This is a genomic window from Streptomyces mangrovisoli (assembly GCF_000974985.2).
GTDB lineage: Bacteria > Actinomycetota > Actinomycetes > Streptomycetales > Streptomycetaceae > Streptomyces > Streptomyces mangrovisoli.
Window position 1 is genome coordinate 35260 of sequence record NZ_LAVA02000084.1, and the last position, 26331, is coordinate 61590.

Genomic DNA, 26331 nt, shown 5'->3' on the forward strand with positions numbered 1-26331 from the left:
GTCGCGTCTCTTATCGGGGCGTCATTGCGCCGATTTTGCCGACGCCGCCGCCTCCCGGCACAGCAGCCGCAGCGAGCCGTGCCCGCCGAAGCAGCGCCGAGCCTCCTCGATGGGGTCCCACAGCCGGCCCTCGGGCGTGCGGACCCAGTGCTCGGCGCCGGTGGCCCACCACTCGCCGCCGGCCTGACGCACGATCACCTCACCGGCGTAGGCGCCGAAGCCGCGCAGCACGCGCGCCACGGCCGGGTACGGGGCGCCCTCGCGGCGCAGGTCGTCGATCACCCGGTCGACCCGCCACAGGCTCTGGGCCGAGTGGTCGAGGCGCAGCCGCGCGCCCTCGCGCATCACGGACACGATGTCCGCGGCCCAGCGCACCGGTTTCGCCGCGGCGTGCGGCCTTCCGGCCCGGGGCGCGGTCGCGGTGTCCCTACCGGTCGGGGCGATCGGGACGATCGAGGCGGTCAGGGCGGTCGTCACAGTCGTCACACTGGTCACACCAGAGAAGATCCAGGTCGCGGGCGGTTTCGTCACCCGCCTTCCGGCCCGGGGCGGCAACCGGCGCAGGACCGCCCCAGCTTCCCGCAGGACCGTCACACGTGAGCCGCGGACGGGTCCTCAGCCCTGCGAGCGGGCCCGGCGGGAGACGACCGCGCGCAGCACCCGGCGGCCCTCCACGGAGATCTCCAGGGCCCGGCGCAGGGCGCCCGCGCCGTGCTCGGCGAGCAGTTCGAGGACGGTGACCTGACGGCGCAGCTCCGCGGCGACGAGCGGCGACATGTCCTCGGTACGGCCCTCGCGCCGGGAGTCGACGCATTCGTTCGCGTTCTCGGCGGGGTCGAGCAGCCGGTGGATCTGGAGCGCGGCGACGGAGCAGGCGTCCGCCCACAGGCGCAGCTGCTCGCCGGCGGGCTCGGCGGGGGCGGTCTCCAGCATCCGGTGGGCGAGCCGCGCGGCCTCGTCGCCGTCCGCGTCCACGCCCTCGGCCGCGGCGAGCTTCTCCCGCGCCTGCTCCAGCGAGCTGCCCCAGTCGGTGTCGGCCGCGCCCGGGGAGAGGCTCGCCCACAGCGGACGCAGGATCTCGTCGTCGCCGCCCAGCAGGGGGACGCACCGATCCAAACAAGCCAACCCGCTGGCGGCCAGCCCTCGCTCGTCGGCCTGAGCGATCAGGTTTACCAGGCTCATCAACGTCTCCCTTGCCAGGGCGCCCTAACGGAGCCCGCACTTCCCCTTACTGCGTGCGACGGCGCCCGAGTGTCACAGGGCACCGCACCAAGGCGCCCGAGCATACGGAAGAAGTGGTTTTCGGCCAACGGGTCGGCAACGCCCGATCCGCGGGAATAACGGGCGACCCTCACCGGATCTCCACGCCGGGCGGGGGACGAACGGAACCGGGAGGACGAACGGGACCATCGGGACAGGCCCTCAGCCCAGCCGGTCCGCCAGCTTCTCGAAGGCGCTCCAGGACATCGCCGGCCGCCCCGGGTCCCAGAGCTTCTGGACGGTGGCGCGCAGCGGCATCCGGATGCCCGCGGCGACCTGGTCCTGGGTCTGCGAGTTCGCCAGGTCGCACCAGACGGCGAAGGTGCCGCCGAGGATCTGGGAGTCGTAGCGCGCGGAGACGGCGGTCGTGCCGCGCAGCACCCGCGGGTTCCACTGCTCGTAGATGCGCTCGCCCGTCGGGTAGACGAAGGTCTGCGGCTCGCCGAGGACGTAGTAGAGGTACTCGTCGTTGTAGTTGACGACCTTGCGCCCGGCGGCGAGGTACTCCGTGGGCAGCCGGGCGCCGAACTCCTTGCCGGTCCAGTAGGCGACCTGGAGGTCCTTGGCGGGCTGCACGGAACTGCTGCGGAAGAAGCCGTCGTTCCAGACCCGCAGGGTGCGGTCGTGGGCGCGGGCGGTCGAGGCGCGGTCGTTGAGCCAGCCCGTGGTCAGGTCGGCGACGTTGCCGCCGGAGCCGTAGGCGCTGCGCGCGGCGGCCGCGAGCTGCGGGTAGGACGCCTGCGGGTCGCTGACCGTGAGGGCCTGGTACTCGTCGCCGCCGAGATGCCACTCGCCGCCCGGGAACAGGCTCGCGTACTCGTCGAGGAGGTCGTCGAGGACGGTGGCGGACTTGGCGTTCGAGATGTCGATCGCGCCGCGCGTGGGCGTGCCCGAGGCGTTGCGCAGTTGCAGGTCCGGGTGGGCGGCGAGGACGGCGCCGAGGTGGCCGGGCGAGTCGATCTCGGGCACGACGGTGATGTGCCGGGACGCCGCGAGGGCCACGATCCGCCGCACCTCGGCCTTGGTGAGATGGTCCGCGGAGACGATCTCGGGGTGGGTGTCGGACTCGATGCGGAAGCCCTGGTCGTCGGAGAAGTGCAGGCCGAGCTCGTTGAACTTGAGGTCGCCCAGCTCGCGCACCCGGTCCTCGATCCAGGACGCGGTGAACGGCTTGCGCGCGATGTCCAGCATGAAGCCGCGCACCGGCTTGGCCGGCTGGTCGCGCACCACGCCCTCCGGGGCGGCGGCGGAGCCGTGCACCTCCTGCTTGAGGGTGCGGGTGCCGTAGAAGACGCCCGTGTCGGTGGGTCCGGTGATGTCGACCCGGCCGCCGCGCACGGTCATGGTGTACGACTCGGCGTTCCCGCCGCCCGCGATCGCGAGGCGTACGTCGCCGGCGCGGGCGTCCTTCTTCTCGCCGGCGTAGGTGAGGCCCAGCTCCTGGGCGATCAGCCGCCCCTCGTCGGCGAGCCGGGCGTCGGTCACGACCACCCGCTCGCCGTGCGCGGGCCGCCAGCCGGGGCCGTGCGCCGGGGTGTGGGCGCGCACGGCCGGGATGACCTGCGGGGTGGTGGAGAGCGGGTAGCTGCGGGTCGGCGACGGGCTCGCGGCGCCGGAGCCGCTCCGCGAGGCCGCGGACCCGGCGCCGGAGGCCCGGGTGGCGCCGTCCGGTGACCCGCCGTCGCCGCCGCCGGCCGCGAGGGCGATGCCGATCCCGAGGGCGACGGTCGCGGCCAACGCCCCGGCGACGATGGCGTTGCGCTGCTTCACCTTCTTCTTCGCCGGCCGTCGGCGCCTGTGCTGACTCACCGGACCAACCTAAGCCCGCCCGGCGCACGGCTCGTCCACCTCGTGACGCGAAGTCCTCTCGTCCGGGTGAAATTCGGGCATCCGTCGGACAGGTACTGACCGGTGTCGATAGCGTGAGATCACTTTGCACACAGCATCCCCTGCCGGCACTCACGTGACGCTCACCGATCTGAACTCCGCTCCCGCCGCCGAGGCGCACCGCATGGTGCTGTCCTGCCTGCGCAGCCGCCACTGGGCGCGCCGGATAGTGGCCCACCGCCCCTACCCGGACCTGGACTCGCTCCTCGCCGCGTCGGACGAGGCGGCGTACGACATGACCGCGGGCGACATCGCGGAGGCGCTCGCCGGCGAGTCCCTGCCGGCGCTGCCCGCGGGCACCTACTTCGCGGCCCATACGGCGCTGAGCGCGGCGCACGCCGCCTACGAGACCCGATTCGGACACGTGTTCGTTGTGGCGCTCGACGGGGTGGATCCCCGCCACGCCCTCGACCATGTGCTCACCGGCATCCGGTCACGATTGGCGAACGATCCCGAGGAGGAGCGCGTGGTGGCGGCGGAGCAGCTGCGCCGCCTGGCCCGGTCCCGGCTGGCCGGGACGCTGCGGTCCACGGCGTCCGCACCCGCTCCCCGCCTGCCCCGCCCCTCGGACGAACCGGCCACCACGCCGGGGGGCTGAGCAGCCGTGCCGGGCGACCTCGCCGGGCGGCCGAGCGACCCCGCCGGGGCGGCCGTGCGACCGCGCCGGGGTGCTGGACCACCGCGCCGGGGTGCTGAACCACCGGCCCCAGGCGGCTGAACCACCGCGTCCCTTTCGCCCGCTCGCGCCGATTCCGTCCCCCGCGGGGCCGTCGCCACGCCCGGAGTGCGAACGCGTCCGCAGGTCGGGCCGCCGGGCCGTTCGGGCGGGTCCGGGCGCCGTACCGCTCACCCGAACGCGTGCCAGTTTGATCACACAGGTAGGCCCCCTGTAAGCCCAGCGCCAGCGGCTGGCTACGATGCTGGGGGCCGGTGGACCGTACCCGGCCGGGCCCGACCGACAGTGAAGCCGGCGCGGCCCTAGTCCCCGCTCCCGGAGGGTTCTTCCGTGCCGGCTGGAACGCTGTACCGCGGACGGGAAGGAATGTGGTCCTGGGTGGCTCACCGAGTCACCGGCGTCCTCATCTTCTTCTTCCTGTTCGTCCATGTGCTGGACACCGCACTCGTCCGTGTCTCACCCGAGGACTACGACAAGGTCGTAGCCACCTACAAGACGCCGATCGTCGCGTGCCTGGAGTACGGCCTCGTCGCCGCCATCCTCTTCCACGCGCTCAACGGCCTGCGCGTCATCGCCGTCGACTTCTGGTCGAAGGGCCCGCGCTACCAGAAGCAGATGCTCTGGTCCGTCGTCGGACTCTGGGTCGTGCTGATGGCCGGCGCGATCTACCCCGTCCTCGGCCACGCCGCTCGTGTCGTCTTCGGGAGCTGACCGCGATGTCCACCACTGAAACCACCCCCTCCGGGATCGGACCGGTCGAAGGCGCGCCCTTCTACGGCGTCGACAACCCGGCCCCGCTGATCGAGGCCCCGCGCCGGCGCACCAAGAAGACCCCGCGGTCCACCCGCGGCAACTTCGAGATGATCGCCTGGCTGTTCATGCGCCTGTCCGGCGTGGTGCTGGTCGTCCTGGTCCTCGGCCACCTGCTGATCCAGCTGGTGCTGGACGGTGGCGTGTCCAAGGTCGGCTTCGCGTTCGTCGCGGGCCGCTGGGCCTCGCCCTGGTGGCAGGTCTGGGACCTCGCCATGCTGTGGCTCGCGATGCTGCACGGCGCCAACGGCCTGCGCACGGTCATCAACGACTACGCGGAGCGGCCCGCCTCGCGCATGTGGCTGAAGGCCCTGCTGTACACCGCCACGGTGTGGACCATCCTGCTGGGCACGCTGGTGATCTTCACCTTCGACCCGAACATCCGCTAGGCACGGGGCTGCGAGAATCATGAAGATCCACAAGTACGACACCGTCATCGTCGGCGCCGGTGGCGCCGGTATGCGCGCGGCCATCGAGTCGACGAAGCGCAGCCGCACCGCCGTGCTGACCAAGCTCTACCCCACCCGCTCCCACACGGGCGCCGCGCAGGGCGGCATGGCCGCCGCGCTCGCCAACGTGGAGGAGGACAACTGGGAGTGGCACACCTTCGACACGGTCAAGGGCGGTGACTACCTGGTCGACCAGGACGCCGCCGAGATCCTGGCGAAGGAGGCCATCGACTCCGTCCTCGACCTGGAGAAGATGGGCCTGCCGTTCAACCGCACGCCGGACGGCACCATCGACCAGCGCCGCTTCGGCGGGCACAGCCGCAACCACGGCGAGGCCCCGGTGCGCCGGTCCTGCTACGCCGCGGACCGCACCGGCCACATGATCCTCCAGACGCTGTACCAGAACTGCGTCAAGGAGGGCGTGGAGTTCTTCAACGAGTTCTACGTCCTGGACCAGCTGATCACCGAGGTCGACGGCGTGAAGACGTCGGCCGGCGTGGTCGCCTACGAGCTGGCCACCGGCGAGATCCACATCTTCCAGGCGAAGGCCGTGATCTACGCGTCCGGCGGCTGCGGCAAGTTCTTCCGCGTGACGTCCAACGCGCACACCCTGACCGGTGACGGCCAGGCCGCCGTCTACCGGCGCGGGCTGCCGCTGGAGGACATGGAGTTCTTCCAGTTCCACCCGACCGGCATCTGGCGCATGGGCATCCTGCTGACGGAGGGCGCCCGCGGTGAGGGCGGCATCCTCCGCAACAAGGACGGCGAGCGCTTCATGGAGAAGTACGCGCCGGTCATGAAGGACCTCGCGTCCCGTGACGTCGTGTCCCGCTCCATCTACACGGAGATCCGTGAGGGCCGCGGCTGCGGTCCCGAGGGCGACCACGTCTACCTCGACCTCACGCACCTCCCGCCGGAGCAGCTGGACGCCAAGCTCCCGGACATCACGGAGTTCGCGCGCACCTACCTCGGCATCGAGCCCTACACGGACCCGATCCCGATCCAGCCCACCGCGCACTACGCGATGGGCGGCATCCCGACCAACGTCGAGGGTGAGGTCCTCTCGGACAACACCACCGTCGTCCCGGGTCTGTACGCGGCCGGCGAGGTCGCCTGCGTGTCCGTGCACGGCGCCAACCGCCTGGGCACCAACAGCCTCCTCGACATCAACGTCTTCGGCCGCCGGGCCGGCATCGCCGCCGCCGAGTACAGCCAGAAGGCCGAGTACGTCGAGCTGCCGGAGAACCCGGCCTCGCTCGTGGTCGAGCAGATCGAGAACCTGCGCTCCTCGACCGGCACCGAGCGGGTGGCGACCCTGCGCCGCGAACTCCAGGACACCATGGACGCCAACGTCATGGTGTTCCGCACCGAGCAGACGATCAAGACGGCGGTCGAGAAGATCGCGGAGCTGCGCGAGCGGTACAAGAACGTCGCGATCCAGGACAAGGGCCGGCGGTTCAACACCGACCTGCTGGAGGCCGTCGAGCTGGGCAACCTGCTGGACCTGGCCGAGGTCATGGCCGTCTCGGCGCTCGCCCGCAAGGAGTCCCGCGGCGGTCACTACCGCGAGGACTACCCGAACCGCGACGACGTCAACTTCATGCGCCACACCATGGCGTACCGCGAGGTCGGCGCCGACGGCACCGATTCCATTCGTCTCGACTACAAGCCGGTCGTGCAGACCCGCTACCAGCCGATGGAGCGTAAGTACTGATGGCAACCCCCGTTCTGGACAAGGTCGAGGCGGAGTCCGCGGCCTCCCCGTACATCACGGTCACGTTCCGGGTCCGCCGCTTCAACCCCGAGGTCTCGGCCGAGGCGGTGTGGGAAGACTTCCAGCTGGACATCGACCCGAAGGAGCGCGTCCTCGACGGCCTCCACAAGATCAAGTGGGAGGTCGACGGCACGCTGACGTTCCGCCGCTCCTGCGCGCACGGCATCTGCGGCTCGGACGCGATGCGGATCAACGGCAAGAACCGCCTCGCGTGCAAGACGCTGATCAAGGACATCAACCCCGAGAAGCCGATCACGGTCGAGCCCATCAAGGGCCTGACGGTCCTGAAGGACCTGGTCGTCGACATGGAGCCGTTCTTCCAGGCGTACCGGGACGTGATGCCCTTCCTGATCACGAAGGACACCAACGAGCCGACGCGCGAGCGCCTGCAGACCGCCGAGGACCGCGAGCGCTTCGACGACACCACCAAGTGCATCCTGTGCGCCGCGTGCACGTCGTCCTGCCCGGTGTTCTGGAACGACGGCCAGTACTTCGGCCCGGCCGCGATCGTCAACGCGCACCGCTTCATCTTCGACTCGCGTGACGAGGCCGGCGAGCAGCGCCTGGAGATCCTGAACGACCGCGACGGCGTGTGGCGCTGCCGCACGACCTTCAACTGCACGGACGCCTGCCCGCGCGGCATCGAGGTCACGAAGGCCATCCAGGAAGTCAAGCGAGCACTGATCACGCGCCGCTACTGATCTCCTCGGCTTCGCCTCAGGGCCCTGTTTCCGAAACTCCGGAAACAGGGCCCTCTGGCGTTCCCGGCCGAAATTGCCATCTACTGAACGGCCCGTTCCGCCTGCCACACTCCGGGCACATTGCCCAATCGGTGGGGCGGGTCATGACACAGAACCTGAAACCTGAGATAGGACCGCGAGTCCCGTATCCGCTCGGCTATGCCGAGGCGACCTCGTTCACTCAGACGATGACGGCTCCACTGCTGACGGGGGCAGCGCTGACCCTCGTGGGCGTGATCATCGTCGACGACACAAAATTTCGAGTCCCTGAATTGACTCTGCTCCTTGTGGTCACCTCATCCATCGCGCTGATCGCAAGCATTCAAATAGGTGCCGACGCCCGGAAGTACCTTTACAACCGGGAGACCATCGCCGCCTGGTACACGGAAGACGAGGCCAAACGCGCCGGGATACTGGTGAGGCGCACCAAGCATTTCATCGAGTGGAGAAAGCGCAATCGCCTTGCAGTAGTGGTCTTCAACGCCGGCACCATGCTGCTGATCCTTGCGGTGTCCACCGCTCTGTTCCCGCGCGACAACCATGCCGTGGTGCGCTGGATCGCCTCGGGACTGACGCTCGCGAGCGCCCTGGTCGAGGCATGGTGGCTCCACCACCTCTTCCACGAGCGCTTCGATGAGACCCCAGAAAAGCCAAAGCCCTTGGACGGAGGGACCTGATGGTTCTCTACGACGTGACACTGCCTGGCAACGGGCCGGGAACGATCGAGTGCCCCCAGCTCCAGTGCCCCGCGACATTTCCGAACGCGAGGTTCTCCAGGCGCGACATCGACAAGTGGGAAGAGGCGCTCCAGGTGGGGCCCGAAGCCGCGAAGGCCCACCTCGAGATCTCCGGGGCTCTCACGATGCAGCACATGCCCGGATGCCCCTTCAGGTGTCTGCCGCCGGCAGTACTGGCGCTCTGCGGGAACGAGGAACTTCTCGCTCAGCTCAAGAAGGTGGGGGCGGTCCTGGACGACTGTCAGCCCTCCGGTGACTCCGCCTCCGGTCCGGCCGACGACGCCTGATCGTACGGCCGCCGCCGCGGTCGGCGCCCGGCGAACTCGTCGGAGAGCTCCGCGAACAGAGCCTCCGCGCTCGCCGGGTCCGCGGGCAGTGGGTAGTGCAGCGCGTCCAGCAGGTCGAAGCGGTGCAGGTCGTACACGATGTGCATCAGGCCGGAGTACGCCTGCGCAGCGGTGACCGCGCCCTTGTACGCCACCGCCGCCAGCATCAGGCCGACCAGACACAGCCACCAGGCCGACGGCTCGTCATGCAGGGCGACGACGCCCAGGACCGAGAGGGCCGAGAACGCCCAGCACAGGTTCACCGCGCCATCCAGGGTGTCGCGTGCCGAGCCGAGCACCTCGGCCAGCCGCTCGGAGACCTGGAGGTAGATACGCGGCCAGGAGGGCAGCGTCGTCAGTCCGTAGCGTTCGCCCGCGCTCAACTCCCCCGCTCGCAGCGCGTTGCCCAGCGCGGTGGGCAACTGCACCTCGACCGCGGGCCGGACGGCCAGGCGCCGACGCGCGTCGGCCCGTACCCGCCGGTCGGTGTCGTCGTCCGCCGACGCCACGGCACGCCGCTGCAAGGCCCGCCAGCGTCTGCGCTGGACGCGGGCGAGAAATCCGGCCAGCCGGGCCGTCAGCGGCCAGCGGTCCCAGTACCCCTCCAGCACGCGCACTGCCCGCACCTGGAACGGCTGCACCAGGAGGCCGAGTACTGCTGCGCCGGCGGCGGTCGCTGCAACCAGTTCCAGCATGGCGGTGGGTCGCTGCGGCCACACCGTGGCCCAGTGGCTCCGGCCCGAGAAGCTTCCCGCGCGGATCAGCGCGAGCACGCCCGTGACGAACAGCGCGCACGGCGCGAAGCGCACCGACAGCACCCGTCGCACGAAGCCCGTCCTCCCCGAACACCCCTGAGCGGTGTTCAGTATGAGGCCGGCGGCTTTCTCACCTCATGGCGGGCTTGCGCCACTCCCTCGCGCCCGCCGCGCGCATCAGCCGGAGCGCCGAGTCCGGCTCGCCGGAGATCAGTGGGTGGACGAGTTCGACGCAACGGACCTGGCCGGTCAGCGACTTGCGCAGTTGTCGCACGCTGCGGGCGCCGAAGGTGACCCCGCCCCGGCGGCCCACCACACCCGCCGCCAGGGCCAGCCCCTCCACGCCGACCTTGCACTCGGACCAGGCCGTCGCGCGGCAGGCGTGGATCTCGATGTCCCCCTGCCACAGGCCGAGTACGGCGTTGTAGGTCACCCCGGAACCGGAATACGTGGCCACGGCGAGATGCCGATCCACCTCCGCCCGGCCCGGGCCGTCCAGCCCCAGCCGCTCGGCCACATCGGCGAACGCCGCCCGCACTTCGCCGAAGAAGGCTTCCGTCCCCAACGCCATGCCCGCCCCCTCACGTGCCGTACTGAAGGCGGCTCAGCGTAGCGCCGTCGCGTGCCGCTTCTCGGCTCAATGAGTGACCCCGCGGGCAGGCCGCCCGGCAAGCTTCGCTTCTGCTCCTAATGTGATCGCATGTCAGATGACGAGTCGTACGAACTGCTCGGTTTCGACCATGTTCTTCTGCCCGTCGGAGATCTCGACGAGGCCGTGGACTTCTACCGGCGTGCCGGGTTCGCCGTGGGGTTCCGGTTCGATGCGGGCGGGATCGCGTCGCTCAAGGTGGGGGGCGAGACGCCGGGGATCCTGCTGCGGGCCGAGGAGGCCGTCGGGCACCGGCCGCCGCCCTGGCCGTCGGGGCGGGTATGGGTCGAGGTGGCCGACGCGCGGCTGGCGGCCAAGGTGCTGACGAACCGTGGGATCCGGCTGCTCGACGAGCCGTTCGCCGTGGCCACGGGCTGGACCGTCGAGATCGCGGACCCCTGGGGCAACGTCGTCGGGTTCACGGACTACGGCAAGCGGCCCGAGCTGGGGCGCACGGGGGCACGCGGGATGTGAAGGGCGCTGGTGCGCGCCGGGCGTGAACGGCGCCACTCCCCCGCCGAGTTGAACGTGTTCAGAAACGCGTCTAGAGTCTCTCTCGTCAGCGTTTTGAACGGGTTCAAGAATGCTCACGGAGGGGTGGGGCATGGACCGCACCGTCATCGCCTACGTCATCTATCTGCTGGTCAGCATCGCGCTGACCGTCTGGGTCGCCCGCACGCTCAGCCGCAACGGCAGGGTCTTCCTCGCCGACGTGCTGCACGGCAACGAGAAGCTGGCCGACGCCGTCAACCACCTGCTCGTGGTCGGCTTCTACCTCGTCAACCTCGGCTTCGTCGCTCTGTATCTCAGCAGCGACGACGACATAGCCGACACCCGCGGCATCTTCGAGGCCCTGTCCACCAAGCTGGGCGTGGTGCTGCTGGTCCTCGGCGTGATGCACCTGGGCAACGTCTACGTGCTCAACCGGATCCGGCGGCGCGGGCTCATGGAGCGCGAGCAGGTCCCGCCGGTCGCCCCGCAGGGCTGGGTCGCCCCGACGGCCGGGGCGTGAGCGCCATGACCGAACGGCGGAGCCGGGCCGCGACGCCCGGCACCCCCGTCGGGGCGACGGCACCCGGGGCCCCGGTGCGGGCCACCGCGGCCCCGGCAGCGGCCACCGCGCCCGGCGCCCCCGTCCGGGACGCCGCCCCGCGGGTCCCCGTCCGGGGGCTCACGGTCCTGTACGACGCCGACTGCTCCCTCTGCGTCCACGTGCGCGACTGGCTCGTACGGCAGGCGCAGCTCGTGCCGCTCGAACTGGTCCCGGCCGGCTCCGCGGAGGCCCGGCGCCGCCTGCCGGGGCTCGACCACGCGGCCACCCTCGACGAGGTCACCGTCGTCGGGGACGCCGGCCAGGTCTACCGGGGAACGGCCGCCTGGATCGTCGTGCTGTGGGCGCTGCGCGAACTGCGCCCGCTCGCCCACCGGCTGAGCACCCCCACGGGCGCGCGGCTGGCCCGCGGCGCGGTGCTCGGCGCGGCCAAGTGGCGCGGCGCGCAGTGGAACACCCAGCCCCGCTGGGGCGGCACCGGCTACCGGCGCGCGGACGGCTGGTGGTACGACCCGGACCGCGGGTGGACCCACCACGCACCGGCCTGTGACGACGGGACCTGCCCCACTGGTTAGGCTCGGTCCGTGCCCGCGAAGAACGACAGCCCCGCGCCCGGCGAGCGACCGGCAGCCGCCGACGACCGTCCGGCGGCCGCCGACGACCGCCCCGGCGCGGCCGGCTCCCTGAGCAAGTCCGAGCAGACCCGCGCCCTGATCCTCGAGACGGCGATGCGGCTGTTCCAGGAGCGGGGCTACGACAAGACGACCATGCGGGCCATCGCCAAGGAGGCCGGCGTCTCCGTCGGCAACGCCTACTACTACTTCGACGGCAAGGAGCACCTGATCCAGGGCTTCTACGACCGGATCGCCGCAGAGCACCAGGCGGCGGTCCGGGAGGTCCTGGCCCGGGAGACCGAACTGGAGGCGCGGCTCGGGGGCGTGCTGACGGCCTGGCTCGACATCGCCACGCCGTACCACGAGTTCGCGGTGCAGTTCTTCAAGAACGCCGCCGACCCGGACAGCCCGCTCAGCCCGTTCTCGCCGGAGTCGGAGCACGCCCGCCTGGAGGCGATCAGCGTCCACCGGCAGGTGCTCGCGGGGGCCACGAAGACCAAGGTCCCGGACGAACTGCGGGACATCCTGCCCGAGTTGATGTGGCTGTCGCAGATGGGCCTGGTGCTGTACTGGATCTTCGACCGGACCGAGGGGCGCGAGCGCAGCTACCGGCTCGCCGAGCGCGGCGCCCGCCTGACCGCCCGCGGCGTGTCACTGGCCCGCTTCCGCGTGCTGCGCCCCCTGGTCCGCGAGGTGCACGAACTGTTCACGGACTTCCTGCCGGGGATGACCCGGGCACTGCCCGACCCCGGCAAGAAGTCCGACTGAACAACCTCCGGTCGTACGTCGGTCGACCGCGTCGGCCGTACGTCAGTTGACCGCGTCGACCTCGCCGTCGGCCAGCTCGACGTCGTACACCAGCGGCCCGTCCTGCACCACGACCTGCTCCGCGCGGGAGAGGTACGACGGCGCGGAGACCGACAGCAGGTAGGGGCCCGGGGCCGGGACCGACAGGATGTAGGAGCCGTCGGCCAGCGAGGCCACCCCGTCCAGGCGGCGGCCGCCGCGGGTCAGCAGGGAGACCGACGCGCCCTCCACCGCGGCGCCGTCGGCGGCGCGGACGAAGCCGTGCACGGCCGAGGCGGGACCGGACGCGCCGGGGCCGGGGCCGTCGGCCGGGGCGCCGCGCTCCGCGGCCGGGTCGGCGGGCTCCACCGCGAGATGCGGCAGCCGCCGGTCCAGCCAGCCCGGCAGCCACCAGTTCGCCGAGCCGAGCAGATGCATCGCGGCCGGCACGAGTGCGGTGCGCAGCAGGAACGCGTCCAGGGCGACCGCCGCCGCGAGGCCGACGCCCGCCATCGCCGCGCCCGAGTCGCCGCTGAGCACGAACGCCATGAAGACGCAGACCATGATGAGCGCGGCGCTGTTGATGACCCGGCTGGTCTCCGCGAGGCCGACCCGCACCGCGCGCGCGTTGTCCTTGGTGTGGACCCACTCCTCGTGCATCCGGCTGACCAGGAACACCTGGTAGTCCATGGAGAGTCCGAACAGCAGCGACAGCATGATCACCGGCAGGAAGGCGTTGATCGGGCCCTCCTTGCCGAGGCCCAGCAGATCCAGGCCCCAGCCCCACTGGAAGATCGCGACGAGGACGCCGAAGGAGGCGGCCGCGGCGATCAGGTTCATCAGGGCCGCCGTCAGCGGCACCACCACCGAGCGGAACGCCACCATCAGGAGCAGGAACCCGAGCCCGATGATGGTCAGGACGAAGTACGGCAGCCGGTCGCCGGTGACGGACGCGAAGTCCTTGGAGATCGCGGTCACCCCGCCGACATGGGCCTGCACCCCGGCCTCGGGGATCACCCGGTCGCGCAGGTCGTCGATCAGGTCGTCGGTCTGCTTCGACTGCGGCGAGGTCTTCGGCACCACCTGGACGACGGTCACACCACCGCGGGCGGGCACCGCCCCGGCCTGGGCGACGTCCGCGGTCGCCCGGATGTCCTTGACCAGCGCGGTCGTGTCGCCGCTCTGCACGACCACCTGGAGCGGCCCGTTGAAGCCGGGTCCGAAGCCGTCCGCCAGCAGGTCGTAGGCCTTGCGGGTGGTGGTGGAGGCGTCGTCGTTGCCCTGGTCGGTGGCGCCGAGGCGCAGCGACAGCACCGGCAGCGCGAGGACCGCCATGACGACGAAGGCGACCGCCGCGATCGCGCGCGGGCGCCGCTGCACGGCCCCCGACCAGCGGGCCGCGAGACCGCTCGCCCGCTCCGGCTCCGGGCCCTCGGCCGCGAGCCTGCGGCGCTGTCCGCGGCTGAGCACCCGCGGCCCGAGCAGGCCGAGCAGGGCCGGCAGCAGGGTGATCGCCGCGAGCACGCTGAGCACGACGGTCAGCGAGGTGCCGATGACCACGCCGTCCAGGAAGCGCAGCCGCGTCACCAGCATCCCGGCGAGCGCGATGCACACCGTGCCGCCCGCGAACAGCACGGCCCGCCCCGAGGTGTCGAGCGCGGTGACCGCGGACTCCTCCGGATCCATGCCGCGCAGCAGGCCGCGCCGGTGCCGGGTGACGATGAACAGGGCGTAGTCGATCCCGACGCCGAGGCCGATCAGCGACGACAGCAGCGGCGCGATGTCGGGGATGTCGGTGGCGTGGCTGAGCAGCTGCACGGAGAACAGCCCCGTGCCCACGCCGAACACCGCGATCCCGATCGGCAGCGTCATCGCGAGGAACGAGCCGAACGCCAGAAACAGCACGACGGCCGCGGCGAGGATGCCGACCGTCTCCGACAGGCCCTGCGGCGGCTGCTGCACCCGCTGGATGGCCTGCCCGCCCAGCTCGACCTGAAGGCCCTCGGCGCGCGCCCCCTGCGCGGTGTCGAGGACGCGCTGCACCAGGTCCTTGGGCACCGCGTTCGCCTGCTCGGTGAAGGTGATCCGGGCATAGGCGATGTGCCCGTCCCGGCTGATCTGCGCCGCTCCCTGCGCCCCGGAGTAGGGGCCGGTGACCTCACCGACGCCCTTCATCCGCGCGATCTCGTCCAGGGCGGGCTGGATCCGCTCCTTGACGGACGCCTCCCGCACCGAGGTGCCGGTGGTCCGCCACACCACCGTGTCCGTGTCGCCGGCCCCCGCCGGGAACGCCTTCTGCAACAGGTCGTAGGCCTGCTTCGAATCGGTGTCGGGGAGGGAGAACACGTTCGCGTAGTCCGTACCCGCCGCCGAGGCCGAAACGCCCAGGCCCAGCAAGGCCGCCACCCAGACGACCACGACCACCAGCCGGTGCCGGTAGCACCACCGCGCCAATGCCGCCACGCTCTGACTCCTTCACTGCTCGGTCGGTCCCCCAGGTCGTGGGCACCAGGATTTCCGGCGGGGCTCGCGCACGGGGAGGCGTCACGGCGGACTCTCAAGGAACTCCAAGGGACCGGCCGCCCCCGTCGCCCGCCCCCGCGCCGATACTTGAGGGCATGACGGCTCCCGGCACCGTGCTGGTCGTGGAGGACGAACCGAGCATCGCGGACGTCCTCGCCATCGCCCTGCGCTTCCACCGCTTCGAGGTGATGACCGCGGGCACCGTCCGCGCGGCCCTCGCGCTCGCCGAGGGCACCCGCCCGGACGTGGCCCTGCTCGACGTGATGCTGCCCGACGGCGACGGGCGGGCCCTCGGCCGCGAGCTGCGCGCCCGCCAGCCGGGCCTCGCGCTGGTCTTCCTGACCGCGCGGGACTCCCCCGCCGAGATAGTGGGCGCCCTCGGCTTCGGCGACGACTACATCACCAAACCGTTCAACATCGACGAGGTCGTCGCGCGGATCGGCGCGGTGCTGCGCCGCACCCGGCCCGCCGACGTGCTGCCCGAACGGCCGCCCCTGCGCTACGGCGACCTCGAACTCGACGAGGCCACCTACTCGGTGCGCCGCGCGGGCCGCTCGGTGGAGCTGACCCCCACCGAGTACGCGCTGCTGCGCTTCCTGGTCCGCAACGGCGGCCGGGTCGTACCGAAGGAGCAACTGCTGCGCCACGTCTGGCAGTACGAGCACGCGCCGGCCGAATCCACCGTCGTGGAGACCTACATCAGCTATCTGCGGCGCAAACTCGACGCCCTCGGGCCGCCGGTCATCACCACCCGCCGGGGCATCGGATACGGGCTGGCATGAGGCTGCCCTCGCTCCCGGCCCGGCTGCGCTGCCACCACGGCATCCACTCGCTGCGCGGCAAGCTGACCCTGGCCAACGTGGCACTGCTCGCGGTCGGCATCGTCGTCGCGACCGCCGTGAGCCTGATGGGGATGCGGCACTACCTGCTCGGGCAGATCGACGCCCAGCTGACCAAGACCCGCCAGTCGCTGGGCGCTTCGGGACTGACCCTGGAGCAGGTCGACTCGCTGGCCGCGCTCGCCGTGGTCCGCGACCGGTTCGTCACCCCGCCGGACGGCGGCCAGGCCCGCCCCCAGTCGATCTTCACCGCCGTCGACTCCACCGGCCGGTCGCTGACCATCGCCGGGTTCGAGCCGACGGCCGCGCAGCACGCCCTGGCCGCCGCGGCCGGCGACCCGCGCGCGCTGGCCGCGGCGCCCGAGCCGCGCGAGGTCCAGGTGCACGGCGCGGCCTACCGGGCCACCGCCGTACGCCTGTCCGACGGGGACTACATCCTGCTCGCCACCTCCGCGGACGCCCTGCACAAGGGCATCAGCAAGGCGCTCCACCTCGACCTCGCGGTCGGCACCCTGCTGCTCGCGCTGCTGGCCTGTCTGACGATGTTCAGCGTCCGCACGCGGATGCGGCCGCTGGAGGACATGGTGGAGACCTCCTCCGCGATCGCCGAGGGCGACCTGACCCGGCGGGTGCCCTCCAGCCACCACCCCACCCAGGAGGTCGAGCAGCTGCGCCTCGCGCTCAACTCGATGCTCCAGCAGGTGGAGTCGGCGCACCGCACCCGCGAGCGCAGCGCGGCGCAGCTGCGCCGCTTCGTCGCCGACGCCTCGCACGAGCTGCGCACCCCGCTGTCCGCGATCCGCGGCTACCTCCAGCTCTACGACCAGGGGATGCTGCGCGATCCCGACGAGCGCCGGCGGGCCTGGGACCGGATGAACGGCGAGGTCGACCGGATGGGGCGGCTCGTGGACGAACTGCTCACCCTCGCCCGCCTGGACCAGCGGCCCCAACTGCGGTTCCGCAACGTCGACATGAGCCGGCTGGTCCGGGACGCGGCGGCGGATCTGCGTGCCCAGCAGCCGGGCCGGCCGGTCGCGGTGGACGCCGAGGGCGCCCTGCTGGTGCACGCCGACGAGTCGGGGCTGCGGCAGGTCCTCGGCAACCTGGTGGCCAACGTCCGCACCCACACGCCCGCCGACGTGCCCGTACGGCTCGGCGTGGACCGGGTGGACGGGGCGGTGCGGCTGCGCGTCGCGGACGAGGGTCCGGGGCTCGACGCGGAGGACGCGGCCCGGATCTTCGACCGGTTCTTCCGGGTGGGCGGCGGGGCCGGCAGCGGCCTGGGCATGGCGATCGTGCAGGGCGTGGTGGAGGCGCACGGCGGCGCGGTGTCGGTGCGCACGGAGCCGGACCGGGGCCTGGAGGTGACGGTCACCCTGCCCCGGGGAGCCGCCCACGACCCGGGAGCCGCCCAGGATCCGGGAGCCGCCCACGACCAGGGCGCGGCCCCGGCGAGGGCGCCCGCGCTGCCGTGACACGGCACCGCGAGCGGTTCACGTCACGTTCCGAGGTGCGCGGGCGCCCGGTCCGCGGTCGGCTCAGATCCACGACAGCTTCCACAGCCGGAACACGCCCGTGCCGTCGGAGAGATACTGCCCGCCGCCGATGTCCTCGGTGCTGATCACGTACTCCTTGCCCTGCCACAGCGGGATCAGCGGCACGTCCGCGGCCACGTCCGCCTGGAGGTCGCGGAAGTCGGCGTCCGTCCGGTCGCGTTCGACGAACCGCTGGCTGTCCTGGATCAGCCCGTCGACGATCTTGTTGCTGTAGCCGGTGTTCATCGTGGAGCCGGTGCCGATCAGCGGGGCCGCGAAGGTGTCCGGGTCGGGGTAGTCCGCGACCCAGCCGACCGCGTAGGCGTCCAGCTTCCCGCCCGCCCAGCGCTTCTGGAAGTCGGTCCACTCGTACCCCACGACATGGACCTTGAACAGGCCGCTCGCCTCCAGCTGCTGCTTCAGGTCCGCCGCCTCCTCGGCGGCGGCGCCGCGCCCCTTGCCGTAGCCGTAGGTGAAGGTGACCGGGGTGGTCACGCCGGCCTGCTTCAGCAGCGCCTTCGCCTTCTGCACGTCCTGCTCGGGGTAGGCGTCGAAGAAGGCCGTGGTGTGGCCGGTGATGCCGGTCGGGATCAGCGAGTAGAGCGGGTCGACGGTGCCGTCGTAGACCGTGGCGGCCAGCTGCTCGCGGTTGACCAGCAGCGCGATGGCGCGGCGGACCAGCACGTCGTGCAGCGGCGAGCCGGAGCGGGTGTTGAAGTACAGGTTGCGGGTCTCGGAGCTGTCGGAGACCGAGACCCTGATGTCGGGGTCGCTCGGGGACAGGCTCGCCAGCAGCTTGGGCGTCAGGGCGCGGGAGGCGACGTCGATCCGCTTGGTCTTCCAGGCGGTGTCGAGCTGCGCCGCGGAGCCGTAGTACCGCAGGTCGATGGGGCGCCCGCCGCCCGAGACCGCGCCCTGGTAGCCGGGGTTGGGCTTGAGCCGGGCCTGCTTGCCCTTGTCGTACGACGTCAGGCGGTACATGCCGGTGCCGTCGACGGAGGTGCCGGTGCGCAGGGAGTTCCTCGGGTACTCCGTGGAGTCGACGATCGAGCCGGCCCCGGTGGCCACCTTGAACGGGAAGGTGGCGTCCGCCGAGGACAGGTGGAAGGTGACCGTCATGCCGCTCGCGTCGACCGAGCGGAGCGTGGAGAGCAGCGAGGACGGGCCGACGTCGGCGGCGATCTTCTTGACCCGGTCGAAGGAGTACTTCACGTCCTCGGCGGTCATCGCGCGCCCGCTCGGGAAGGTGAGCCCGTCGCGCACCGTGCAGCGGTACGTCGTCAGGGCGGTGCCCACGAAGCCGCAGGACTTCGCCGCGTCCGGGACGGGCGAGGAGCCGCCCGGCTGGAAGGTCAGCAGCGTCTGGAAGACGTTGCTGTACAGGGCCCACGAGCCGGCGTCGTAGGCGCCCGCGGGGTCCAGCGAGGTGACGGCGTCGGTCGTGCCGACGGTGATGGTCTTGCCGGTGTTCTCCTGCGACGGCAGTAACTGCCAGCCGCCGACGCCGACGGCCGCCAGTACGGCGAGCGTGGCGAGAATGCGCATGCGAACCGATCGCATGGGTGCCCTCCCCGGACCCGGCCAGGGCCCTGTGGAAATGCCGCTCCCCTAGCGGCGGCGACACACATAACCACAGGAGTTTCAGGCGGGGGAAGAGGATGTGAGGGACATGAGCAAGACGTTACCCATGAGTGTTCTCGTGACCACGCACAGTGGAATCCAATGTTCCGGACAGGGCGCTCAGAAAGCGCTTCACGCCTTGCGGGACAAGAGCTCCACGACCGTGATGTCGGACGGCGCCCAGACCCTGGTCGGCGGCCCCCAGGCGCCCGCGCCACGGCTGACGTAGAGCTGGGTGTCGCCGTAGCGTTCGAGGCCCGCGACGGTCGGGTTGGCGAGCTCCGCGACCAGGTTGCCGGGCCAGAGCTGCCCGCCGTGGGTGTGGCCGGAGAGCTGGAGGTCGACGTCGTGCCGGACGGCCTCGTGGATCTGGACGGGCTGGTGGGCGAGGAGCACGCAGGCGCGGGTGGTGTCCCGGTCGCCGAGCGCCTTGTCGAAGTCGGGGCCCTGGCCCTCGCTCTCGCCCTGGAGGTCGTTCACCCCGGCGAGGTCGAAGCCGGGCAGTTCGGTGCGGGCGTTGAGCAGCGGGTGCAGACCGAGCGTGCGGACCTCCTCGATCCACTGCTCGGCGCCGGAGAAGTACTCGTGGTTGCCGGTGACGAACCAGGCGCCGTGGCGGGCCTGCAACCGGGCCAGCGGGGCCGCGGCGGGCCCCAGGTCCTTCACGCTGCCGTCCACCAGGTCGCCGACGACCGCGATCAGGTCGGGCCGGGTGTGGTTGACGGTGTCGACGACCTTCTGCGCGAAGCCCCGGCCGAGGATCGGGCCCAAGTGGATGTCGCTGACGACCGCGATCCGGAACCCGTGCGCGGAGCGCGGCAGCTTGGCCAGCGGCACGGAGACCCGCTTGACGGAGGGCCCGCGCAGCACGCCGTAGGTGCCGCCTGTGACCGTACCGACGGCGGCCGCGGCGGCGGCGCCCCCGACCACCCGGGAGACGAACAGCCGCCGGGAGGGGCCGTCGGACCCGGGCGGGTCCGGGGTGACGGCGGGCGGAGGCTCGGGCGGCGTGGCGCCGCCGTCCGGCTCCGGGCGCGGGCGCGGCAGTACGGCCTCGGGCGTCCGCACGGCCGGTTCCGGTTCCGGGGCGGCCGCCCGCGCCGCGGTGGCGGCCCGGCGCTCCACGACGCGCCTCAGCAGCGGTCGTACGACCTCGCCCGCGACCACCGCGAGCAGCAGGTACAGCACCAGCGCCATCCACAGGAACCCCGGCCAGGCCAGCGTGCGCTGGAGCCAGAAGGGCGCGTGGGAGCGCTCGGTGACCAGGGCCGCGACCATCAGGACGGGTCCGGCCACGAAGACGGCGGTGCCCGCGCGGCGGGCGGCGCCGGGGCCGCGGGTGGTGTCGCGCACCAGCCGCCGCCACAGGTACCAGTGCCCCAGCGCCAGGACGGCGAGCGCGACCAGGGCGGCGAGGACGAAGACGACGATCACGCTGCCGGCCCTTTCGCTATGCGGTCCGGCGCAGTGCGCGCAGGCCGCGCAACCCGATGCCCCCGATGACCGTCCCCAATACGAAGGACACGACGGCCAGCGTCAGATGCACCCAGAAGAAGGCGGTCGGACTGCCGTCGTGGAACGCCTGCCCACTGCTGTCCGCGACCAAATTCTTGACGAAAGTGACCCAGATGACCCACGAGTACACCCCGAAGGCGAGCAGGAACCAGGAGAGGGGGCGGGTGAGCTTCATGCGTTCAGTATCTCCGCCGTCCGGCCGGTTCCGGTCCCGGGGTGGGGTGGGGAGCGGCACATCGGCCCACGCGGCGGGTACGGTCTCGTCCGTGCCCGCTCCCGTCCCGCCGCGCAGGCGGTTCCCGCTGGTCGCAGCCGCGGCCTCGCTGTCCCTCGCCCTGTCGGCGCCCGTCGCCCTCGCCGCGCCCGGGGTCTCGCCCGGCCCGTCGGCGGGTTCCGGCGCCGCCACGGGTTCCGGCCCCTCGGCGACCTCCGGCCCGTCCGCGGGCTCCGGCGCGTCCGCGACGTCCGACCCCTCCGACCCGTCCGCGAGCGGCAGCCCGTCGGCCACGCCTCCCGCGCGGATGTCGACGGTGGGCGGCGCGCGGCTGGGCGTGGCGGGCACGCAGGTCCAGCTCGCGGCCGGCGTGCCGGTGCTGCCGAAGGGCCTGACCGCCCGCTCGTGGATCGTCGCGGACGCCGAGTCCGGCGAGGTGCTCGCCGCGCACGACGCGCACTGGCGGCTGGCCCCGGCCAGCACGATGAAGATGCTGTTCGCCGACACCGTGCTGCCCACCCTGCCGAGCGCCGAGCGGCACAAGGTGGTCCCGGCGGACCTGGCGGGCATCGGCGACGGTTCCAGCATGGTGGGGATAAAGGAGGGTGCGACCTACTCGGTCCGCGACCTCTGGCTCGGCGTGTTCCTGCGCTCGGGCAACGACGCCGTGCACGTGCTGTCGTCCATGAACGGCGGTCTCGGCAAGACGGTCGCGGACATGAACGCGCACGCCCAGGACCTCCAGGCGCTGGACACCCACGTGGTGACGCCGGACGGCTACGACGCCCCGGGCCAGCTGTCGTCGGCGTACGACCTGACGCTGTTCGCCAGGTCCGGGCTCCAGAAGAAGGACTTCCGCACGTACTGCTCGACCGTGCGGGCGACGTTCCCCGGGGAGACGGAGAAGGGCGACGAGGGCGGCAAGGGCGGCGACTCCTTCGAGATCCAGAACACCAACCGGCTGCTGGCCGGTGACACCGACGTGCCGGTGTACCAGGGCATCGCGGGCGTGAAGAACGGCAACACCACGAACGCGGGCGCCACCTTCACCGGGGTCGCCGAACGCGACGGGCACGTCCTGCTGGTCACCGTCATGCACCCGCAGGAGGACGAGCACAACGAGGTCTACAAGGAGGCCGCCAAGCTGCTCGACTGGGGGTTCACCGCCGACGGCAAGGTGACGCCGGTCGGTGAGCTGGTGCCGCCGAAGGGCGCGGCGCCCGCGAGCGCCCAGCCGGGTGCCAACCCCTCCGGGCAGGCGGGCGGCGACGGCGCCCGGAGCCCGCAGCCGGACGCCGCCGGACGGCCGGTCCGCTCGGGCGGCGTGGGGATCGCGCTGGGCGTCGCCGGCGGGGTGCTGGCGCTGCTCGCGGCCGGGGCGTACCTGGTCAACCGCCGCTGGCCGCTGCCCGATCTGATGCGTCGCCGCCCCCGCGGGTGACGTCCGTGCGCGGTCCGGTCCCCTCGCCCGACCGGCCCGCGCCGCCCGCCCCGGTCCCCTCGCGCGCCCCGCTCGCCCCGGTCTCCCCGCTCGCCCCGGTCCCGCCCGTCTGCTCGCTCTCCCCGGCCTCCTTGCTCCCCGTGGCGGTCCAGGACGCGCAGAACAGGACGAGTTTCGCGGTGAAGTTGATCCACAGCAGCAGGGCGACGGGGACGCCGAAGGCGCCGTACATGCTCTTGCTCGCCACGCCCTGGATATAGCCGCTGAGCAGCAGCTTCAGCAGTTCGAAGCCGATCGCGCCGATCAGCGCGGCGACCAGCAGCCGGCGGCGCGGCGGCTCGACGCCGGGCAGCAGGGTGAGGACGTAGAGCAGCAGCAGGAAGTCCGCGAGGACGGCGATGGCGAAGGCGAGGGCGTGGAGCAGGAAGCTGCCCCAGCTCACCCGGCCGATGCCGAGCTGGTCACTGATCCAGCCGACCATGGCGGAGGCCACGGTGGAGATCGCGATCGTGGCGAGGACGGCGCCGCCGAAGCCGACCAGGACGCCCGCGTCCTTCACCTTGACCACGACCGGGTTGGCGGCGGGGTCGGGCAGCTCCCAGACCGCGCGCAGGCAGTCGCGCATCTGGCCGACCCAGCCGATGCCGGTGACCAGCAGCAGCGCGCCGGCGATCAGGCCGATGGTGCCCGCGTTCTGCACCAGCGCGTTGATGTCCAGCTGGTCGGAGATGCCGGGCACCTGCTCGGCGATCTTGTCCTGGAGCTGTTTCTGCTGGTCCGTGCTGAGCGTGGCCGCGGCGATCGCGGCGCCCACGGTGAGCAGCGGGAAGAGGGCGATGAAGCTGATGAACGTCATGGCCGCGGCGAGCCGGGTCCATTTCACCCGGTCCAGCCGTTCGTACGACCGACAGGCGTGGGTGAGCATCAGCCGCGCCACGAGCGGGCCCACGACGGGAAGCTTCTTCAGCCAGTCCATGATCCGTTCCTCCCCGGTGCGCGGGACGCCACACCGTGCGGGTTCCCCGGAATCGCGGGACCGTGGCAGGTCCCACTAATGATCCATTCGGGATCCATTCCGGGTCGGTCAGGAATGTTCCACCCGTGATCCCCACGATAGGGGCGCTACGGTCGCCCGCATGTTCTCCGACACCGCTTCCGTCACCGGCCGGGGCCGGACGCAGACCCTCCGCGGGCCGCACGAGCCCCCTCGGGGACACGGACCCGGGCCGGCGCACGGACTCCCCCGGAGCCTGCTCCTGCTCGGCGGCACCTCCGAGATCGCTCTGGCCACCGCACGCCGGCTGATCGTCCGCGGCGCCCGCACGGTGTGGCTGGCGGGCCGGCCCTCGGCGGCGCTGGACCGGGCCGCGCGAGGGCTCGCGGCGCTCGGCGCCGACGTGCGCACCGTCGCCTTCGACGCGCTCGGCCCCGCCTCGCACGAGGCGGTCCTCGGGCAGGTGTTCGCGCGGGGCCCGATCGACCTGGTGCTGCTCGCGTTCGGCGTGCTGGGCGACCAGGCGTACGACGAACGGGAGCCGGTGGGCGCGGTGCGGGTCGTGCAGACCAACTACACGGGCGCGGTGTCGGCGGGCCTGGTCAGCGGAGCGGCGCTGCAGGCCCAGGGGCACGGCCGGCTGGTGGTGCTCTCCTCGGTCGCGGGCGTGCGGGCCCGCCGCCGCGACTTCCTCTACGGCTCCAGCAAGGCGGGCCTCGACACGTTCGCGCAGGGCCTGGGCGACGCGCTGTACGGCACGGGGGCGGCCGTCATGGTCGTACGGCCGGGATTCGTCCGTACGGCCGCGACGGCGGGCCGCGCCGCACCGCGGCTCGCGACCACGCCGGAGGCCGTCGCCACGGCGATCGAACTGGGGCTGCGGCGAGGCTCGGAGGCGGTGTGGGTGCCGGGGTCGCTGCGGCCGGTGGGCGCGGCCCTGCGGCTGCTGCCGAGGGTGCTGTACCGGCGGCTGCCGCTGTAGCCGCGCGCGAGCCGCGAGCTGCGGGGCGCGGGGCGTGAGCTGCGGGGCGCGGGGCGGCGTCAGTAGGCCGGGCGGCTGGTGATCGTGTCGCGGTCGGCGTGGGCCGCCTGCGGGGGCACCACCGTGCCGCCGAAGGGGTACTCGCGCAGTTTGCGCCAGACGCCGTCGGAGCCCTGCTCGTAGAGCGCGAAGCCGGTGCAGGACCAGTCGGCCCGGTACTCCGCCAGCTCCGCGAACGCGCGGTCCATGGCGGCTTCCTCGATGCCGTGCGCCACCGTCACATGCGGGTGGTACGGGAACTGGAGCTCGCGGGCGACCGGACCCGAGCCGTCGCGGACCTGGGCCTGGAGCCGGCCGCACTCCTCGGCGCCCTCGGCGACCCGGACGTACACCACGGGCGACAGCGGGCGGAACGTGCCGGTGCCCGACAGCCGCATCGGGAACGGCCGCCCGGCGCCCGCGACCTGGCCGAGGTGCGCGTCCACGGCCGGCAGGTCGGCCTCGTCGATCTCCGTCGGCGGCAGCAGCGTGACGTGCGTGGGGATGCACTGAGCCGCGGCGTCGCCGAAGCCCTCGCGCCGCTCCTGGAGCAGGCTGCCGTGCGGCTCCGGGACCGCGATCGACACACCGATCGTTACGGTCCCCACGTCGTCTCCTGTCGTCGTGCCGTGTCTGGCGTGTCTGGCGTGTCTGTTTTCTGCTCAGCCGCCGGATATCGACTGTAAGGCCACAGTCGTCCTCCGGGCAGGCACAGCCGTAGTGATGTGCAGCGCTCTGCCCGGTGGTACGTGTGTGCGGTCGTGCGTCTCGGTGCCCGGCCCGGCGTCCGGCTCAGTGCTTCGCGGGTAGGAAGCCCACCCTGTCGTACGCCTGCGCGAGGGTCTCGGCGGCCACCGCGCGGGCCTTCTCCGCGCCCTTGGCCAGGATCGAGTCGAGGGTCTCGGGGTCGTCCAGGAAGGCCTGCGTGCGCTCGCGGAAGGGGGTCACGAACTCGACCATGACCTCGGCGAGGTCCGTCTTGAGCGCGCCGTAGCCCTTGCCCTCGTACTTCGCCTCCAGTTCGGGGATGCCCGCTCCGGTGAGCGTCGAGTAGATCGTGAGCAGGTTGCTCACACCGGGCTTCTCCACGGCGTCGTAGCGGATGACCGTGTCGGTGTCGGTGACCGCGCTCTTCACCTTCTTGGCGGTGGCCTTCGGGTCGTCGAGCAGGTTGATGAGGCCCTTCGGCGTGGACGCCGACTTGCTCATCTTGATCGCCGGGTCCTGGAGGTCGAAGATCTTCGCCGTCTCCTTGAGGATGTACGGCTTCGGGACGGTGAAGGTCTGGCCGAAGCGGCCGTTGAAGCGCTCGGCGAGGTCCCGGGTCAGCTCGATGTGCTGGCGCTGGTCCTCGCCGACCGGCACCTCGTGGGCCTGGTAGAGGAGGATGTCCGCGACCTGGAGGACCGGGTAGGTGAACAGGCCGACCGAGGCGCGGTCGGCGCCCTGCTTGGCGGACTTGTCCTTGAACTGGGTCATGCGGGACGCCTCGCCGAAGCCGGTGAGGCAGTTCATGACCCAGGCGAGCTGGGCGTGCTCGGGCACGTGGCTCTGCACGAAGAGGGTGCAGCGGTCCGGGTCCAGACCCGCGGCGAGCAGCTGCGCCGCCGCGAGCCGGGTGTTGGCGCGCAGGTCGGCGGGGTCCTGCGGGATCGTGATCGCGTGCAGGTCGACGACCATGTAGAAGGCGTCGTGGGACTCCTGGAGAGCCACCCACTGGCGCACGGCGCCGAGGTAGTTGCCGAGGTGGAACGAGCCGGCGGTGGGCTGGATGCCGGACAGCACGCGGGGTCGATCAGTGGCCATGCTCACCATTCTCTCATCGGCGGCAGGCAGGTCGGCCCCCGGGCGCGGGGCGCCGGCCGCGGGCTCGGCTGTCCGCCCGGGCGGGGTGGGGTGGTGCCGGGGGCACGGGGGCTGCGGGCCGTGGGTGGTTGATCGCGCAGTTCCCCGCGCCCCTATCAGGGCGCCATGCCTCGGGGGGTCGAGTGCTCGGCGGGCGGGGTGCCCGTGAGGGGTGGGGTGGTGCCGGGGGCACGGGGGGTGCGGGTCCGGGGTGGTTGATCGCGCAGTTCCCCGCGCCCCTATCAGGGCGCCATGCCTCGGGGGGTCGAG

General features: G+C 72.1%; 27 protein-coding genes. 15 read left to right on the top strand and 12 right to left on the bottom strand.

Annotated features, from left to right (window positions below):
* Positions 1–21: 21 nt before the first annotated feature.
* From WN71_RS30105 to WN71_RS30115, 3 genes are all read right to left on the bottom strand, one after another.
* Positions 22–444, bottom strand: a complete 423-nt coding sequence (locus tag WN71_RS30105) for a hypothetical protein (protein ID WP_206300177.1) — start codon at positions 442–444, stop codon at positions 22–24.
* Positions 445–615: 171 nt separating this feature from the next.
* Positions 616–1182: a hypothetical protein gene (locus WN71_RS30110; RefSeq protein WP_046584862.1), complete on the bottom strand. Its 567-nt coding sequence runs from the start codon at positions 1180–1182 to the stop codon at positions 616–618.
* A gap of 240 nt (positions 1183–1422) precedes the next feature.
* Positions 1423–3069 (bottom strand): beta-N-acetylhexosaminidase, encoded by a 1647-nt coding sequence (locus WN71_RS30115; RefSeq protein WP_046584861.1) that lies wholly within the window; start codon positions 3067–3069, stop codon positions 1423–1425.
* Between the two features lie 154 nt (positions 3070–3223).
* Between WN71_RS30115 and WN71_RS30120 the strand changes: the two genes are divergently transcribed.
* The 7 genes from WN71_RS30120 (at position 3224) to WN71_RS30150 (ending at position 8620) form a co-directional block, all read left to right on the top strand.
* Positions 3224–3745, top strand: a complete 522-nt coding sequence (locus WN71_RS30120; RefSeq protein ID WP_276208139.1) for a 2-oxo-4-hydroxy-4-carboxy-5-ureidoimidazoline decarboxylase — start codon at positions 3224–3226, stop codon at positions 3743–3745.
* A 408-nt stretch (positions 3746–4153) separates the two neighbouring features.
* Positions 4154–4534, top strand: a complete 381-nt coding sequence (sdhC, locus tag WN71_RS30125; RefSeq protein ID WP_079178220.1) for a succinate dehydrogenase, cytochrome b556 subunit — start codon at positions 4154–4156, stop codon at positions 4532–4534.
* Positions 4535–4539: 5 nt separating this feature from the next.
* Positions 4540–5022: a succinate dehydrogenase hydrophobic membrane anchor subunit gene (locus tag WN71_RS30130; protein WP_046584858.1), complete on the top strand. Its 483-nt coding sequence runs from the start codon at positions 4540–4542 to the stop codon at positions 5020–5022.
* 19 nt (positions 5023–5041) lie between these two features.
* A complete protein-coding gene (sdhA, locus tag WN71_RS30135; RefSeq protein WP_046584857.1) occupies positions 5042–6796 on the top strand; it encodes a succinate dehydrogenase flavoprotein subunit in 1755 nt (584 codons plus the stop codon).
* Positions 6796–7557 carry a succinate dehydrogenase iron-sulfur subunit gene (locus WN71_RS30140; protein WP_046584856.1) on the top strand — a complete coding sequence of 254 codons (762 nt, stop codon included), beginning with the start codon at positions 6796–6798 and terminating at the stop codon, positions 7555–7557. The genes sdhA and WN71_RS30140 overlap by 1 nt, the downstream gene beginning before the upstream one ends.
* A 143-nt stretch (positions 7558–7700) precedes the next feature.
* The gene (locus WN71_RS30145) at positions 7701–8273 is read left to right on the top strand and encodes a hypothetical protein (RefSeq protein WP_143074890.1); all 573 of its coding nucleotides are present in this window, start codon (positions 7701–7703) and stop codon (positions 8271–8273) included.
* Positions 8273–8620, top strand: coding sequence for a hypothetical protein (locus tag WN71_RS30150; RefSeq protein ID WP_046584854.1), 348 nt, complete (start codon positions 8273–8275; stop codon positions 8618–8620). Before WN71_RS30145 ends, WN71_RS30150 begins: the two co-directional genes overlap by 1 nt.
* Here the strand turns inward: WN71_RS30150 and WN71_RS30155 are convergent.
* Both WN71_RS30155 and WN71_RS30160 read right to left on the bottom strand, forming a co-directional pair.
* Positions 8575–9486 (bottom strand): hypothetical protein, encoded by a 912-nt coding sequence (locus tag WN71_RS30155; RefSeq protein WP_046584853.1) that lies wholly within the window; start codon positions 9484–9486, stop codon positions 8575–8577. The two genes, WN71_RS30150 and WN71_RS30155, sit on opposite strands and share 46 nt — an antisense overlap.
* A gap of 58 nt (positions 9487–9544) precedes the next feature.
* A complete protein-coding gene (locus WN71_RS30160) occupies positions 9545–9985 on the bottom strand; it encodes a hypothetical protein (protein ID WP_046584852.1) in 441 nt (146 codons plus the stop codon).
* Between the two features lie 129 nt (positions 9986–10114).
* Between WN71_RS30160 and WN71_RS30165 the strand changes: the two genes are divergently transcribed.
* The 4 genes from WN71_RS30165 to WN71_RS30180 all read left to right on the top strand — a co-directional run bounded on the left by WN71_RS30165 (position 10115) and on the right by WN71_RS30180 (position 12496).
* On the top strand, positions 10115–10537 hold the full coding sequence (locus WN71_RS30165; protein WP_046584851.1) for a VOC family protein: 423 nt from the start codon (positions 10115–10117) through the stop codon (positions 10535–10537).
* A 130-nt stretch (positions 10538–10667) separates the two neighbouring features.
* Positions 10668–11075: a hypothetical protein gene (locus WN71_RS30170; protein ID WP_046584850.1), complete on the top strand. Its 408-nt coding sequence runs from the start codon at positions 10668–10670 to the stop codon at positions 11073–11075.
* A gap of 5 nt (positions 11076–11080) precedes the next feature.
* Entirely contained in the window at positions 11081–11689 is a 609-nt protein-coding gene (locus WN71_RS30175) for a thiol-disulfide oxidoreductase DCC family protein (RefSeq protein WP_079178221.1), read from the top strand.
* Positions 11690–11698: 9 nt separating this feature from the next.
* Positions 11699–12496 carry a TetR/AcrR family transcriptional regulator gene (locus WN71_RS30180; RefSeq protein WP_079178222.1) on the top strand — a complete coding sequence of 266 codons (798 nt, stop codon included), beginning with the start codon at positions 11699–11701 and terminating at the stop codon, positions 12494–12496.
* Positions 12497–12538: 42 nt separating this feature from the next.
* Here WN71_RS30180 and WN71_RS30185 read toward each other — a convergent pair whose 3' ends face one another.
* Entirely contained in the window at positions 12539–14968 is a 2430-nt protein-coding gene (locus tag WN71_RS30185; protein WP_046584849.1) for an MMPL family transporter, read from the bottom strand.
* 164 nt (positions 14969–15132) lie between these two features.
* Between WN71_RS30185 and WN71_RS30190 the strand changes: the two genes are divergently transcribed.
* Both WN71_RS30190 and WN71_RS30195 read left to right on the top strand, forming a co-directional pair.
* On the top strand, positions 15133–15819 hold the full coding sequence (locus WN71_RS30190) for a response regulator transcription factor (RefSeq protein WP_046584848.1): 687 nt from the start codon (positions 15133–15135) through the stop codon (positions 15817–15819).
* The gene (locus tag WN71_RS30195) at positions 15816–17351 is read left to right on the top strand and encodes a sensor histidine kinase (RefSeq protein WP_079178223.1); all 1536 of its coding nucleotides are present in this window, start codon (positions 15816–15818) and stop codon (positions 17349–17351) included. The genes WN71_RS30190 and WN71_RS30195 overlap by 4 nt, the downstream gene beginning before the upstream one ends.
* Before the next feature lie 63 nt (positions 17352–17414).
* On the opposite strand, the gene WN71_RS30200 is transcribed toward WN71_RS30195, so the two are convergent.
* The 3 genes from WN71_RS30200 to WN71_RS42965 form a co-directional block, all read right to left on the bottom strand.
* Complete coding sequence (locus WN71_RS30200; protein WP_046584847.1) at positions 17415–18971, bottom strand: ABC transporter substrate-binding protein; 1557 nt, start codon at positions 18969–18971, stop codon at positions 17415–17417.
* 192 nt (positions 18972–19163) lie between these two features.
* Positions 19164–20465 carry a metallophosphoesterase gene (locus WN71_RS30205; protein WP_046584846.1) on the bottom strand — a complete coding sequence of 434 codons (1302 nt, stop codon included), beginning with the start codon at positions 20463–20465 and terminating at the stop codon, positions 19164–19166.
* A gap of 16 nt (positions 20466–20481) precedes the next feature.
* Positions 20482–20721: an SCO4848 family membrane protein gene (locus WN71_RS42965; protein WP_046584942.1), complete on the bottom strand. Its 240-nt coding sequence runs from the start codon at positions 20719–20721 to the stop codon at positions 20482–20484.
* A gap of 91 nt (positions 20722–20812) precedes the next feature.
* On the opposite strand from WN71_RS42965, the gene WN71_RS30215 reads away from it, so the two are divergent.
* On the top strand, positions 20813–22201 hold the full coding sequence (locus WN71_RS30215; RefSeq protein ID WP_338058708.1) for a D-alanyl-D-alanine carboxypeptidase family protein: 1389 nt from the start codon (positions 20813–20815) through the stop codon (positions 22199–22201).
* Here WN71_RS30215 and WN71_RS30220 read toward each other — a convergent pair.
* Positions 22149–23177, bottom strand: coding sequence for a YihY/virulence factor BrkB family protein (locus WN71_RS30220; RefSeq protein ID WP_079178225.1), 1029 nt, complete (start codon positions 23175–23177; stop codon positions 22149–22151). The genes WN71_RS30215 and WN71_RS30220 overlap by 53 nt on opposite strands.
* A gap of 160 nt (positions 23178–23337) precedes the next feature.
* On the opposite strand from WN71_RS30220, the gene WN71_RS30225 reads away from it, so the two are divergent.
* Positions 23338–24177: a decaprenylphospho-beta-D-erythro-pentofuranosid-2-ulose 2-reductase gene (locus tag WN71_RS30225; RefSeq protein ID WP_079178226.1), complete on the top strand. Its 840-nt coding sequence runs from the start codon at positions 23338–23340 to the stop codon at positions 24175–24177.
* A gap of 59 nt (positions 24178–24236) precedes the next feature.
* On the opposite strand, the gene WN71_RS30230 is transcribed toward WN71_RS30225, so the two are convergent.
* Positions 24237–24824: a 2'-5' RNA ligase family protein gene (locus WN71_RS30230; RefSeq protein WP_046584844.1), complete on the bottom strand. Its 588-nt coding sequence runs from the start codon at positions 24822–24824 to the stop codon at positions 24237–24239.
* Between the two features lie 184 nt (positions 24825–25008).
* Positions 25009–26022, bottom strand: coding sequence for a tryptophan--tRNA ligase (gene trpS, locus WN71_RS30235; protein ID WP_046584939.1), 1014 nt, complete (start codon positions 26020–26022; stop codon positions 25009–25011).
* Between the last annotated feature and the right edge of the window lie 309 nt (positions 26023–26331).

Coding starts and splice junctions, on each gene's coding strand:
- sdhA (WP_046584857.1), top strand. CDS start 5,042: ATGAAGATCCACAAGTACGACACCGTCATCGTCGGCGCCGGTGGCGCC.
- WN71_RS30225 (WP_079178226.1), top strand. CDS start 23,338: ATGTTCTCCGACACCGCTTCCGTCACCGGCCGGGGCCGGACGCAGACC.
- trpS (WP_046584939.1), bottom strand. CDS start 26,022: ATGGCCACTGATCGACCCCGCGTGCTGTCCGGCATCCAGCCCACCGCC.
- WN71_RS30170 (WP_046584850.1), top strand. CDS start 10,668: ATGGACCGCACCGTCATCGCCTACGTCATCTATCTGCTGGTCAGCATC.
- WN71_RS30175 (WP_079178221.1), top strand. CDS start 11,081: ATGACCGAACGGCGGAGCCGGGCCGCGACGCCCGGCACCCCCGTCGGG.
- WN71_RS30130 (WP_046584858.1), top strand. CDS start 4,540: ATGTCCACCACTGAAACCACCCCCTCCGGGATCGGACCGGTCGAAGGC.
- WN71_RS30150 (WP_046584854.1), top strand. CDS start 8,273: ATGGTTCTCTACGACGTGACACTGCCTGGCAACGGGCCGGGAACGATC.
- WN71_RS30195 (WP_079178223.1), top strand. CDS start 15,816: ATGAGGCTGCCCTCGCTCCCGGCCCGGCTGCGCTGCCACCACGGCATC.
- WN71_RS30165 (WP_046584851.1), top strand. CDS start 10,115: ATGTCAGATGACGAGTCGTACGAACTGCTCGGTTTCGACCATGTTCTT.
- WN71_RS30160 (WP_046584852.1), bottom strand. CDS start 9,985: ATGGCGTTGGGGACGGAAGCCTTCTTCGGCGAAGTGCGGGCGGCGTTC.
- WN71_RS30190 (WP_046584848.1), top strand. CDS start 15,133: ATGACGGCTCCCGGCACCGTGCTGGTCGTGGAGGACGAACCGAGCATC.
- WN71_RS30145 (WP_143074890.1), top strand. CDS start 7,701: ATGACACAGAACCTGAAACCTGAGATAGGACCGCGAGTCCCGTATCCG.
- WN71_RS42965 (WP_046584942.1), bottom strand. CDS start 20,721: ATGAAGCTCACCCGCCCCCTCTCCTGGTTCCTGCTCGCCTTCGGGGTG.
- WN71_RS30200 (WP_046584847.1), bottom strand. CDS start 18,971: ATGCGATCGGTTCGCATGCGCATTCTCGCCACGCTCGCCGTACTGGCG.
- WN71_RS30220 (WP_079178225.1), bottom strand. CDS start 23,177: ATGGACTGGCTGAAGAAGCTTCCCGTCGTGGGCCCGCTCGTGGCGCGG.
- WN71_RS30110 (WP_046584862.1), bottom strand. CDS start 1,182: ATGAGCCTGGTAAACCTGATCGCTCAGGCCGACGAGCGAGGGCTGGCC.
- WN71_RS30140 (WP_046584856.1), top strand. CDS start 6,796: ATGGCAACCCCCGTTCTGGACAAGGTCGAGGCGGAGTCCGCGGCCTCC.